General features: G+C 38.2%; 13 protein-coding genes. 8 read left to right on the top strand and 5 right to left on the bottom strand.

The annotated features are described in order from the left end of the window. The first annotated feature begins 421 nt into the window (after positions 1–421). The 3 genes from ACIQVU_RS09645 (at position 422) to ACIQVU_RS09635 (ending at position 1,716) form a co-directional block, all read left to right on the top strand. Complete coding sequence (locus ACIQVU_RS09645; protein WP_340804113.1) at positions 422–1,288, top strand: GNAT family N-acetyltransferase; 867 nt, start codon at positions 422–424, stop codon at positions 1,286–1,288. A 98-nt stretch (positions 1,289–1,386) separates the two neighbouring features. Continuing rightward, positions 1,387–1,509: a hypothetical protein gene (locus tag ACIQVU_RS09640; protein WP_402895201.1), complete on the top strand. Its 123-nt coding sequence runs from the start codon at positions 1,387–1,389 to the stop codon at positions 1,507–1,509. Positions 1,510–1,575: 66 nt separating this feature from the next. Then, on the top strand, positions 1,576–1,716 hold the full coding sequence (locus ACIQVU_RS09635; RefSeq protein WP_340804116.1) for a hypothetical protein: 141 nt from the start codon (positions 1,576–1,578) through the stop codon (positions 1,714–1,716). Positions 1,717–1,922: 206 nt separating this feature from the next. On the opposite strand, the gene helD is transcribed toward ACIQVU_RS09635, so the two are convergent. Beyond that, positions 1,923–4,151: an RNA polymerase recycling motor HelD gene (gene helD, locus ACIQVU_RS09630; RefSeq protein ID WP_340804117.1), complete on the bottom strand. Its 2,229-nt coding sequence runs from the start codon at positions 4,149–4,151 to the stop codon at positions 1,923–1,925. Positions 4,152–4,294: 143 nt separating this feature from the next. Between helD and ACIQVU_RS09625 the strand changes: the two genes are divergently transcribed. Further along, positions 4,295–5,011 carry a glycerophosphodiester phosphodiesterase gene (locus ACIQVU_RS09625; RefSeq protein ID WP_402895197.1) on the top strand — a complete coding sequence of 239 codons (717 nt, stop codon included), beginning with the start codon at positions 4,295–4,297 and terminating at the stop codon, positions 5,009–5,011. Between the two features lie 38 nt (positions 5,012–5,049). Here the strand turns inward: ACIQVU_RS09625 and ACIQVU_RS09620 are convergent, their stop codons facing one another. Beyond that, entirely contained in the window at positions 5,050–6,072 is a 1,023-nt protein-coding gene (locus ACIQVU_RS09620; RefSeq protein ID WP_340804120.1) for a DUF2804 domain-containing protein, read from the bottom strand. A 179-nt stretch (positions 6,073–6,251) separates the two neighbouring features. Here ACIQVU_RS09620 and ACIQVU_RS09615 point away from each other — a divergent pair, with 179 nt between their 5' ends. Together ACIQVU_RS09615 and ACIQVU_RS09610 are read left to right on the top strand one after the other, a co-directional pair. Next, positions 6,252–6,746, top strand: a complete 495-nt coding sequence (locus ACIQVU_RS09615; protein WP_340804121.1) for an amidase domain-containing protein — start codon at positions 6,252–6,254, stop codon at positions 6,744–6,746. Between the two features lie 87 nt (positions 6,747–6,833). Next, positions 6,834–7,409 carry a nitroreductase family protein gene (locus tag ACIQVU_RS09610; protein WP_340804122.1) on the top strand — a complete coding sequence of 192 codons (576 nt, stop codon included), beginning with the start codon at positions 6,834–6,836 and terminating at the stop codon, positions 7,407–7,409. Positions 7,410–7,781: 372 nt separating this feature from the next. On the opposite strand, the gene ACIQVU_RS09605 is transcribed toward ACIQVU_RS09610, so the two are convergent. Then, positions 7,782–9,164 carry a dipeptidase gene (locus tag ACIQVU_RS09605; protein ID WP_340804124.1) on the bottom strand — a complete coding sequence of 461 codons (1,383 nt, stop codon included), beginning with the start codon at positions 9,162–9,164 and terminating at the stop codon, positions 7,782–7,784. A 97-nt stretch (positions 9,165–9,261) separates the two neighbouring features. Beyond that, positions 9,262–9,609 (bottom strand): tyrosine-type recombinase/integrase, encoded by a 348-nt coding sequence (locus tag ACIQVU_RS09600; protein ID WP_402895193.1) that lies wholly within the window; start codon positions 9,607–9,609, stop codon positions 9,262–9,264. A gap of 238 nt (positions 9,610–9,847) precedes the next feature. Here ACIQVU_RS09600 and ACIQVU_RS09595 point away from each other — a divergent pair, with 238 nt between their 5' ends. Both ACIQVU_RS09595 and ACIQVU_RS09590 read left to right on the top strand, forming a co-directional pair. Continuing rightward, positions 9,848–9,988 (top strand): hypothetical protein, encoded by a 141-nt coding sequence (locus ACIQVU_RS09595; RefSeq protein ID WP_340804126.1) that lies wholly within the window; start codon positions 9,848–9,850, stop codon positions 9,986–9,988. Between the two features lie 547 nt (positions 9,989–10,535). Then, the gene (locus tag ACIQVU_RS09590; RefSeq protein WP_340804127.1) at positions 10,536–10,706 is read left to right on the top strand and encodes a hypothetical protein; all 171 of its coding nucleotides are present in this window, start codon (positions 10,536–10,538) and stop codon (positions 10,704–10,706) included. A 513-nt stretch (positions 10,707–11,219) separates the two neighbouring features. On the opposite strand, the gene epsC is transcribed toward ACIQVU_RS09590, so the two are convergent. Then, the gene (epsC, locus tag ACIQVU_RS09585; protein ID WP_340804128.1) at positions 11,220–12,146 is read right to left on the bottom strand and encodes a serine O-acetyltransferase EpsC; all 927 of its coding nucleotides are present in this window, start codon (positions 12,144–12,146) and stop codon (positions 11,220–11,222) included. Between the last annotated feature and the right edge of the window lie 134 nt (positions 12,147–12,280).

Here is a 12,280-nt window from a genome sequence, read left to right as displayed (position 1 = left end):
TTCTCTTATTTGTATTTTACAATATAGCAACAGTCAAATTTTGGTGATGCATGAACTTGATTGGATGTTATAATTGTTTAAAATAAACAATAAATGTATTTTGTGCTTGGAGTGAGGTATGTGTGACTGTTTGAGGGGAAGCTTTTATATTATATGATAAAACGTTCTCCCTATTAGTTATGGTAAAATATTGATAGACTACAGTTTTGAAATAGCTAAGCAAATTAGCTTAAATTTTCCTTTTTAAAATTAGATAGAATGATTATTGTCTAGTAAAATTCGGTTGTTTTAATAATTGATAATAGTATAAATCCTTTTATTATTGACTAAATTAGAGTAAAATTTTGATTAATAAAAGATATTGATTAATTTTGTTAATATGACAATAGGGCAATAGTCTGTGGCGGAAACGGAGTAGAGGATGAACATTTCAGTAATGACAGTGTCCTTTCCATTAGATGGAGAAACACTGAAGGAATTAAAATTATTATGTGAAGAAGCGACAATCCATGATTATCGTGTATATGAAACAATTATGAATATACCGATGGCTGGCTCTTTCGAATCAAAGGGCTTTATGGTGCTTGCATACGAAGATGAAAAGGATGTGCTAGTTGGTGCTGCGAGTGCTATTGATTTGATGGGACTCCATACATATGAATGGTCACTTGTTGTAACACCTGCATATCGACAAATGGGCATTGGTACAGTATTAGTTGAAGGGATACAAGTGGGACTAGAAGCTAGAGGGGCAGAGGGACAATTAGCGGTTGTTATTGATGGCTCGCCTTATGGTCAAATATTTATTGAAAATAAAGGTTATACGTATAGCTTTTCTGAAGCAACTTTAGAAACAAAAGCAGAGCCTGTAGCATTACAACAGGATATTTATATTCAGCCGTATCGTGATGAGCAGGTAGCACTAATAGCAATTTATAGCGCAGCCTTTGGAGATTTACCTGAAGAATCGGAAGAGCTAATTGCTTTTAATACATCCACAAATGGGCGAGAGCTTTGGGTTGCCTATCGAGCTGGTGAGGTTGTTGGAACGGTGACAACAGCGCAGGAAAATGAAATTCAATGGGTAACTGCACTTGCTGTTCATCCACAGTATGAAGGACAAGGCATTGGCACGGCATTATTAGCATTTTCAAAGGATTATGCGAGTAAAGTTGGTGCAAAGTTTGTCATGCTGGATGTAGAGATTGACAATAAAAAAGCATTATCTGTTTATGAAAAGGCTGGCTTTATGAAAGCACAGCAAATTGATTATTATGTAAAACAATAGCCAAAAGGCGGGGGGTAGCATGAGCTTCTCGCCTTTTTATCATATTTGCGAACTATCTTCATATAGTATTAATAAGGATGATGAAGGGAGTCGTGATTATGCGCATGCCAGCATTGCCAAAAAAGAAATCTCCTCCACAGGAAGCTCCTCGTTCATGGTGGAAGGTAGTAAAAGCCTATTTATCAAAAGGTAAGTTTTATAAGCTGCCGCCGAGAAAATGATGATCGAAATAAAAAGCTTCTCTACTACGAAAAAGAGGTAGTGTAGAGAAGCTTTTTATCGCTTAGGTGAAGAAATTTAAAAAACCTGTAATAACAACGGCATTAAAGAAAAATGTAGAGGCTTGTTCGATAAATTTATGGCAGCAGCTATTCTATCATAAAGATAAGTGGCTAGCACCACAAATGGAGGGCTTTATTAAATTATAATCATTCGCTTTAATTAATATAGTAATCTAAATAATAATTGGTATTTCTATGTAATAAGCAAGGGCTTATTATACGGAGTATGTGGGAAGCTCTTTATCTTACAACTTGTTTGCTAGGAGGTAGTAGAAGCGAAACAGAGGCTAGGTCACTGTAATTTGTGGCATTACCTCCGTTATCAATATAAAGATTACATTATATGAAGCTATCTAGCTCTCCAACAAAAATAGACGTTTGGATGGGCCGATTAAATAAAGCTCATGCATTGCTCGTGTTAGGGCAACATACAGTAGCTTTCGATCAATGGCTGTATCGTAAAAAGGGGTGTCAAAGGCAGCAACAATTACCGCATCAAATTCTAGCCCTTTGGCAAGATGGCTTGGCACAACAAGCAGCATATCCTGATTGATTGTTTCATTTTCTGTTAATAGCTGTGAGGCGATATGATGATTGGTAAGTGCCTGTTGCATTGCGATTGCTTCAGCAGTCGTTTTACAAATTAAAGCAACTGAACGATGTCCGTGCTGACGAATCGTGTTAAAAATATCTTTAATTTGTAAGGCATCAAATGTCTTAGCTTGAATAAAGCTTGGCATATTGCCATGGCGAACAACCGGCTCCACTAATGGAAGCTGTTCATCCATTTGCGCTAAAATTTGGTTAGCAACTTCCATAATTTCAATGGTTGTTCGATAGCTTTTTTGTAATGTGCGGAAGCTTGCGCGAGGAAATAAATTTTGGACAGGCTCCCATGAAGTGAGCGAACGATAGCTATGAATACCTTGAGCTAAATCACCAACCATTGTAAACATATCTGTATCAAGACCTGCTTTTAAAGCCGCAAGCTGGAATAGGCTGTAGTCCTGTACTTCATCAATAAAAACAACACGCATTTTCCATTCATCTGCAATACCTTTTAGTCGTGCCTGCAAATAATAAAGTGCGGCTAAATCTTCGAGTGCCCATTGCTCTTTACGATGTGCCTGCAAAAACTGCTGCTGTTCAAGATAATGCCATTCAGGGGCAAGCTCTGCTAAAAGTTCTGTATTCGTAAGCAGGTTACGATAGAGCGTTTTGATATTGTGCTTAGCAAAGCGGCGCATATAAGTGGTTGCTGTTGATTTTGCCTCTTTTTCAATCGCGGGAATTCGTTCATCGCGTTCATCAATAAACTTTGTAACAACACGTCGACGTTTGTCATCATCTCGAATACCATTTAAAGCTTTACCTAATGCTTCATCGTATTTTTTATGAAGTGTAGCTAAAATTACTTGCTTTTTTTGACGAACATGGCTGGCTAACACCTTTTTAATATGGGCAAGCCGTTTTTCGATAGGCATATAAGCAAATTCATATAAAAAGAGCTTTTTAAGATGAGAGGCACGCATAATACGGTATTTTTCGATATAAACATCTTCAAATTGTTCTGCAATGGCTTGCTCTATTTTTTGAACGTAGCGTTCAACCATATCACGATAATAAAGTGAACCTTTTACTTCCGTAATCCATGCAGTTGATGGGTTTGTTTCGCCAGCTACAAGCGATTCTAACTGTTCATTTGGGTTTTGAAGTTTTAGCTTTAGCTTTGTGGCAGCAAGAACGTATTCTGTAAAAGTAGTTTGGCAAATTTTATCAACGCCGAGCTCTGGCAAAACATCGCCTATATAATCAATAAATAACTTATTAGGTGCTAAAATCATGAGCTGCTCAGGGTTGAAGTGTTCGCCCATTGTGTAGAGGAAATAGGATATTCGGTGTAGTGCAATCGTTGTTTTTCCACTGCCTGCTGCACCTTGGACAATAATTGGCTGACGTAAATGAGCGCGAATAATATCATTTTGCTCCTTTTGAATCGTTGAAACAATTTCGGTTAGCCGAACATCTGCTTTACCTGCTAGTGCCTCTTGGAGCAGTTCATCATTTGTTGTTAAGTCAATATCACGAATATCGAGTAATTCGCCATTTTCGATTTTGTATTGCCTTTTTGCAAAGAGATGACCTTTATGAATTTCGCCACGCACGTCATATTCCATATCACCAAGACGGCCATCATAATAGACATTTGCTACAGGTGAACGCCAGTCAACAATAATAGGCTCATGTGTTTCTCGATGAAATAGAGAGGTTTTCCCTATATAGAGGAATTCTTCAGGGTCACCCGTTTTTTGAAAATGGATTCTAGCGAAGTATGGCTTCTTTTGAATGGCTTCTAAACCTTCCTTTTGCGTACGAGCCATTTCGAAAAATCTGGCATTCGCTAAGATATTTAGATAACTTAAACTTGAATCAAGATAATCAAGGTCTGCCATCGATTGACGAATATTTTCTTGAGCAGATCGTAAATCTCTTTGTGATTCATGTAAGATTTGTTGCATATAACTTTTGGTATATGCTAACCGCTCCACTTCAGCTTGAAAATCTGGATGTTGTACAGTCATTTTTAGCACCTCCTAGGTACTTACAATTTCAAAGTAGATTACCATACTACTATATATAAGTAAGCCCATCAAGCGAAAGCTAAAAAGCTGATGATGTTATGATTATGTTGAGGTGGAAATGACAATAGAGGAGGCTTATGCATTTGGATATCTTTGCACATAGAGGTGTTTCGGCACATTACCCTGAAAATACAATCGCAGCATTTCAAGCAGCAGCGAAACTTCCCATTGCAGGGATTGAGTTAGATGTACATCTAACAGCAGATCGAGAGGTAGTAGTGATTCATGATGAAACAATAGATCGCACCTCTAATGGCTCTGGCTATGTAAAGGATTTGACATTACAGCAATTACGAATATTTGATTTTGGTTCGTGGTTTTCACCACAATATGAGGATGAAAGTATTCCAACCTTGGGGGAAGTATTAGAGCTTTTTGCAGGTACAAACCATCGCATTAACATTGAACTGAAAACAGATGTCTTTGCATATGAAGGCATTGAAGCACTTGTGCTAAAGGAAATTGCTACCCATCAAATGATAGAGAGAGTTATTATTTCCTCCTTTAATCATGAATCATTACAAACGGTTGCTCAAATCGCACCATATATTGATATTGCACCATTGTTTGCAGAGGTACTTGTGGATTTTACAACGTATATTGCTCTTATACCAGCTAAAGCGTTGCATGTCCATGTACCAACAGCATTTCGTAAATCAATAAAACTAGCCCTTGCTGAAGGGGCAATTGTACGTGTATATACCGTGAATACTAAGCAGGAAGCTCGGCGCTTACAGCAGCTTGGGATACAGGGGATATTTACTGATGATCCAGTACAAATATTGGAGGCTTTACGTTAGAATGACTGAATGGAAGCGTTAGTCATTCAACGCTTCCATTACCATTTTGCATGATGTTCCTCAATACAGCCAAGCATTTGCTGAATAATTAATGTTTCGCCATTATCAAGTAAAATTGTACCATCGTAATAACCAAATAATTGATGTACCTTCGATTTAACAAGCTTTGCATTTGTGTGGGCTACACGTTCAAAAAATGGTGAAAATGTTAATGAAACTTGCTTCGAAAATTTTGTTTTCACTTTCCATCGCTGCATATAATCCTCTCGATCATATTGAAAAATCAAATCCTCATGTATTTTGGTCATTTTACCATCAACAAAAACAGCATTTTCCGTCATACCAGTGCCATCTGTCCATTTACCACCTAAATTAAGCCCGATGCGTCTTCCACGAACCCGTTGAGAGGCCATTCCCCAATTCCATAGAGCATCACGAGGCCAGACACCACGCCCATAATCTAACACAGCAAAACTTTCTTCAGGTGAGAATAGGAAACGGCGAGTACCGATTGTAACAACACCCGAAGTAGGGAGGATATGATGCTTGCCTGTAAATTGAAATGTTTTTCGATTCCAAGGAATGACTACATTTAAGGTTTCATCTGTTGGGGGATGCTGAATAATAAGCTTTGCACGCAAAATATCTCCATCAAAATTAGGGATCGAAACGGACAAATGGGTCGCATTTTGTGCATAGGACATATCAATCATCATTTCACTATTTTTAAATGATACAGATTCTAAAACTTGTGTAGGCATTTTTAATTTGCCACCGAAGGGAATAGTTATTGTTTTTTCAAAATAGCGCTGTGTTTCATATTCAAGAAAATAAACGAAGCAGACCGCTGCGTAATCTAGATGACTAATCGTAGCAGAAAATAGGATTTCGTCACCGAAGACACACCAATAGTTCCATTTCTTTTTGCGCATAATATGACCGCTTAAATTGCTATAAATAAGAGGCTTGCGCGCAAATCCAATGGCTGCTGGATTTAAGTTACCTTTTTTATCGCATAAAAAAGTAGGCTGTAAAATTTCTTTCTCAGCATGCTGCTTCACATTCAACATCCCTTCTAGTCATAAGATAAATTTGATTGTTCTGTTATTTTTATTGTAGCAAAAATGCTTTGGAAAATGGAAAGGATCGTGCTGAATATCCCGTACTTTTAGTAAGAATATGAGTAAGGGCCTAACTAATAGAATGCTCTTAATAGACATATGATGACATGGGGAGGTGTATGGCAAAAGTGTATAATAGGCAAGCTGCTGTACAATATGCTAATTATTGGTGGGATAAACGTAATCCAGCTTTTCCAAACTTTGATGTAGATTGTACGAACTATATTTCTCAATGTTTACGTGCAGGGGGTGCACCGATGCGAGGAGCGCCGAATCGAGAGAAAGGTTGGTGGATTCAACAAGGAAATTGGAGCTTTAGCTGGTCTGTTGCCCATTCATTAAGATGGTACTTAGAAGGGTCTACAACTGGTTTAAAGGGTAGACGTGTACAATCTGCACAGGAGTTAGAGCTTGGCGATATTATTTTTTATGATTTTCAAGGAAATGGGAGAATTGATCATTCGGTAATTGTAACAAGTATTCAAAATGGTATCCCTTATGTGAATGCTCATACTTCAGATAGCATTCATCGACCGTATTTTTATGAGGATTCTACTGCTTATACGCCAAATATGACTTATTTTTTCTACCATATAGACGATAGCTTTGCTTAAAAAGAGATAGTTTTAAAGCATAGGAATTTATGATACTGTGAAAGGTAGAAAAGAAAAATTGTCTTAGGGTAGAAGGAGAATGGGGATATGAGTGAACAATTTTTATCTGTGAGAGATGCCATTATTCAACGTCGTTCCATTAAAAAATTTAATGGTCAGCCTGTAGATCGTGAGGATTTACTCGCTATTATTGATGATGCTGTATGGGCGCCAAACCATGGCAACCGTGAGCCTTGGCGTTTAGTTGTTGCATGTGGTGAGGAATTAACAAAGCTGCATGAATTATTGCGCGATTTAGCAATTCCAAAATGGCAGGAGCTATCGCATGAAACATTGGCGAAGCAAATGGAGAAGTTTACAACTCCTGGAGGCTATGCCTTTGTCATTGTACCAGAGGATGTGCGTCAAAAAGAGCGCTTAGAGGATTATGCAGCAGCAAGCATCTTTATTCAAAATATTCAACTGCTAGCGTGGGATAGAGGCATAGGGTCTTGCTGGAAAACACCAGCTTTCTTAGATCAGCCTAAATTCCGTGAAGCCTTAAAGGTACAGCCAGGTGAGCGTGTGATTGCCATGCTGCAACTTGGTTATTTTGATGAAGTACCAAAAGGAAAAGAACGTAAAGCAGCGGCAGAAATTGTAACAATTTTTGGTAAGCAATAGTGAAAAGAAAATCCCTTCGCAAATGAGCTGCGAAGGGATTTGTTTATCTTGGTTCAGCAAACTTTTTTTGTATCGAAAGCGAAGAGATAGATACAGAAGCCCCTTCTTCTGTAGGGAGGGGGGACGAGTGTCACTTCAGTTCAGTGAGTGTCCAAACGCCCACTGAACCAAGATAAAGCCCCAGTGGATATACCTGACGCTGGCGCTTTCAGTATAGCAAACATTGTTACGGATTTTGGTGAGAAGCTTTTCGCATGAACTCGAAAAATCCGAGCGTATTGTTTTATCTGCGCGAAAGTGAAGCGTCAGCGGCAGATGCTTTATGTACCGAAAGCATTAGCGACAGGTACAATTACGCTGGGGTGTAATTGATTATTTTTGTAATTCTGCAACTTCGTATAAATAATCGCTTAACACACGTAAGCCTTTATCAAAGTTTTCTAAATGGAAGTGTTCATTTGGTGCATGGAAGTTTTCGCTTGATAACCCAAAGCCCATTAACACCACAGGCAATTCTAAAATTTCATCAAATGCAGCTACAATTGGAATAGAGCCTCCACCACGTGTATAGGCAGTTGGGACATTATACACTTTTTCATAAGAACGTCCAGCCGCTTGGATAAATGGATGGTCGAAAGGTGTTAAGAATGGACGCCCTTTATCAAATTCAGAAATCGTTACTTCTACACCAGCAGGCTTATGCTTTTCAACATGTGCTTTTAAAAGTGTCACAATCTCGTCTGGCTCTTGATTTGGCACAAGACGACATGTAATTTTAGCGCCAGCCTCAGCAGGTAATACCGTTTTAATCCCTTCACCTGAGAAGCCACCAAATACACCGTTCACCTCTAATGTTGGACGAGCCCAAGTACGTTCTAAATAAGAGAATCCAGGCTCACCAAATAATTCTTGGACGCCCACTTCCTGTTTCACAGCCTCCTCATCAAAGCCAAGGGCACGATAAGCCTCACGCTCTTCCTCTGTTAATGGCAATACTTTGTCATAAAAGCCTTCAACTTGGATTGTGCCATGCTCATCACGGAAGGATGCTAAAATTTCTGTTAAAGCATGGATAGCATTTTGAACGCCGCCACCATAAAGACCAGAGTGTAAATCTCCTTTAGCACCACGAATATCAATTTGAATGCCTGTTAAACCGCGCAGCCCATAGCATACCGCAGGCTTACCAGGACCATATAGCCCAGTATCAGAAATTAAAATTAAATCTGCTGCTAACTTTTCCTTATGCTGTTCAACAAAGGCAGGTAGGTGAGGGCTGCCAATCTCCTCTTCACCTTCATAAATAAATTTCACATTCACAGGTAGCGTGCCTGTTGTAGCAAATAAAGCCTCGATCATTTTTAAATGCATAAACACTTGCCCTTTATCATCACTAGCACCACGAGCAAATAATTTATTATCACGAATTGATGGGTTAAATGGTTCACTTTCCCATAAATGTAATGGGTCAACAGGCTGTACATCGTAGTGACCATAAAACAAAATCGTTGGCTTGTCCTCTGCGTGTAACCAATCCGCATAGACAACAGGATGTCCCTCTGTTTCCATAATAGAGATATTTTCAAGATTTAGTTTTTCAAATGCACCCGCTAGCCATTTTGCAGCATGCTGAATATCTTCCTTATGCTCAGATAAAGAACTAATGCTTGGAATGCGTAAAAATTCCTTTAATTCTTCTAAATGTGCCTCACGATGCTCCGCAAAATAAGCATCTAATTGCTGTAAGTTTGTCATGATAGAAGCCCTCTTTCCTAAGTATTTCGATAATGGAAATAGTATAGCACAACCTGCCTGAGGAAGCCCAATATATCAATGGTTTGGGAGCTATTTATTAAGAGTTAGCCCCAGTTGCCAAGCTTGCGCTAAAGACGGTTACAGATTCCTGCTCTAATTCCTTCATTACATGACCGTATGTGTTCATGACCATGTTAGGCGTATTTCCTATACGTTCAGCAATCACTTTTACATTTTGCCCATTGTTTAAAAGTATTGTAGCGTGGGTGTGCCGTAAGCCATGTAATGAGATTTTAGGGCTGCCATCCTCATCTACTAGCTTTGCCTGCAACTGTACTCGCTTCAGCATCATATAAAAGGTTTGATTATGCACAGGCTCCTCATAGCTGTTGATAAATATCCACTTCCATATAAAAGAGGTCAGTTCAATGTTGAGCGTACACATAACAAAAGCATCCGCTTCCTGAATACACAGCAAATCCATAGACAGCTTTTAATAATTAATTCGACCTTTTGAGTATAAAATAGCAAAAGCACCCGTTCTTAAAGAATAGGTGCTTTTAGTGCGGTCGTATCGAATGCAAAGACTGCTCTCAAAAAAGTTACATTGACGAGAAGTATGTACATGCTACAATAAGTACGCAGCATCTAGCTGACTCCTTTTTCGAAAGGAGGTGCACTACATGCATAAGTTATCACGACAAGAAAAGAGCAAGGCTAAAAGAGAGAAACAGCGTGAAGAAAGACTAGCCATCTTTCGATACGCAGCGGATTTATTTCGTGCAATCGATACCGTTTATCGTTTCTTTCGTATGATGCTGTAAACAGAAAGCGCCATTCAGTATTTTTACTGGGTGGTGTTTTCTTTTGAATAAATAAAAAAACGCCCAAGAGCCACTTGGACGTTGCACTACATGCGATTCTCACGACAAGAATCTTACTACCACTATATTAACCCCAACAGGTTAAACCGTCAAGGCTTTAATAGTATACGTGATATTAGCGATGGTTATTCGTGTAAAAGGTATTTACTCTCAGGAGGGGATGCCTTTATATGTAGTTATTCCTTGTTTTCTTTTATATATGAAATGATGGTTAGTGTTTTTATTCTAGTAGAACTTGCTCTGTACTTTATAATAGTGATAGGAAATCTCTTGAACTATCCCCATTTACTCGCTAACACTTCTTGAAGTGGGAGTCTGCTGTCGGAAAACGATAAATTGGTTGCCTATTTCTATTTCGCTTATGTTTTTTGGCATTACTTCTGTTGTTTCCCCTAAAAAAGTTTTATAGGCAATTTCTTGCTATCTATTATGAAGACATTATAAGATGATACTAAATTTGTAAATAAATGATAAGGAGGCAATCGAATTGAAGAAAAATAAACTATATTTAGCGATGCTAGCAACTACCATAGCAATGCCTGCTTTAACTATGCCTGTTACGCAAGTAGAAGCGAAAAATGCTGTTGTACTTGCTACGAATGCATTCAAAGATGTAGCTGTAAGCAACCCTTATTATCAGATGATTCATGAAATGTGAAGTGACCCTAAAAGCTAGACATAGTTATTTCATGAGGCAGCTTGGGTAAAACAAGTTCGGTATTGAACTGGACTCGTTTTAATTTTTTTATAAAAATACAAAAATAAGCAATGTATATAAAGGTTGAGATAACTTGCCCAACTCATGAAAACCCACCCATTCCTACACACGCCCACCAATTGATATTAGCCCCAAACTAGCCCCAATTTAAAGCTATTCCATGCCCCAAAATGCATAATCAATATAATAGTAGAAACGCCAATAACCATTGATACATAACGTTTTCTAAGCAGTTTCTAGTCCCTCTTTGCAAAGCAAAAAAAATAGAAATAGTATAGAACAACCAACAAGCAGAAGCCCGTAATAGCAATTGTTTGTATGGTATTTATTGTAAATTGACTCCAGTTTTAGCCCCAATAGGTTAAAATAATAAGCTTTAATAGTATATGTGGATTGATGTGAATATAAAAAGACACCGTAATCTGTCGCTACAGTGTCTTTGGAATCAATGGATTATTCACTTTTCTTCGCTTTACTACTACTAATATTCGGTGTTGGTGGTGAGTTATAGACACGGGAATGTGGTGGGATAGAATTCATAAGCCAAATATTACTGCCCAGCACTGAATTGTGACCAATTGTTGTTTCGCCGCCTAAAATGGTTGCACCCGCATAAATTACTACATTATCCTCGATATTTGGATGACGCTTAATGCCTTTAATTGGATTGCCATTTTCATCAAGAGGGAAGCTTAATGCGCCTAGTGTGACACCTTGATAAATTTTAACGTTTTTGCCGATGCTGCATGTTTCACCAATTACCACGCCTGTACCATGGTCGATAAAGAATGATTCACCAATAGTTGCTCCTGGATGAATATCGATGCCTGTTACGCTATGTGCATATTCTGACATAATACGAGGCACAATTGGTACACCCATTTCGTATAGCTCATGTGCAATACGATGTGTGTATATAGCAACGATGGATGGATAGCTTAATAAAATTTCCTCTGTGGAAAGAGCTGCTGGATCACCATTGTAGGCAGCTTGAATATCCGTTTGTAAAATTTGACGGATTTTCGGGAATTGCGAAATTAAGTTCATCACAATGCGATCTGCATCCTCTTGGCACGTGCAGTTTTCTGGGCCGCTATACTCCATATTATAAATTAATACCTTTTCAATAATATCGCGTAAATCCAATGCCGTTTCACGCAGTTTATTGCTGCTAACGATATTGATGCGCGTATCGTCAATCGGTGGGGCTGTATGAATGCCAGGGAACAGCACTTCATGGAAATTATCTAAAATTTTATAGATTTGATTGCGCCCTACAAAGCCGATGGAATTTTCAATATCAACATATTGTCGATTAATATCCTTTAATGAATTTGTAATTTCTGGCACCTTTTCATTTAGCCAATCATTTAAACTCATACTAAAATTGCACCCCTTTAATTTCGTAATTAAACTATCATATTACTGATGTTCTAATAAAGGTACAAAAGATTTCATCAATTTGCAAGATAACAATTTTGAAGTAGCTCTTTTTGCTTTAAAACAAAAGAAAT

The organism is Lysinibacillus sp. NPDC098008 (assembly GCF_044760715.1).
Taxonomy (GTDB): Bacteria; Bacillota; Bacilli; order Bacillales_A; family Planococcaceae; genus Lysinibacillus.
Note: the sequence above shows the minus strand (reverse complement) of the source record. Positions and strands in the feature narration are given on the sequence as shown.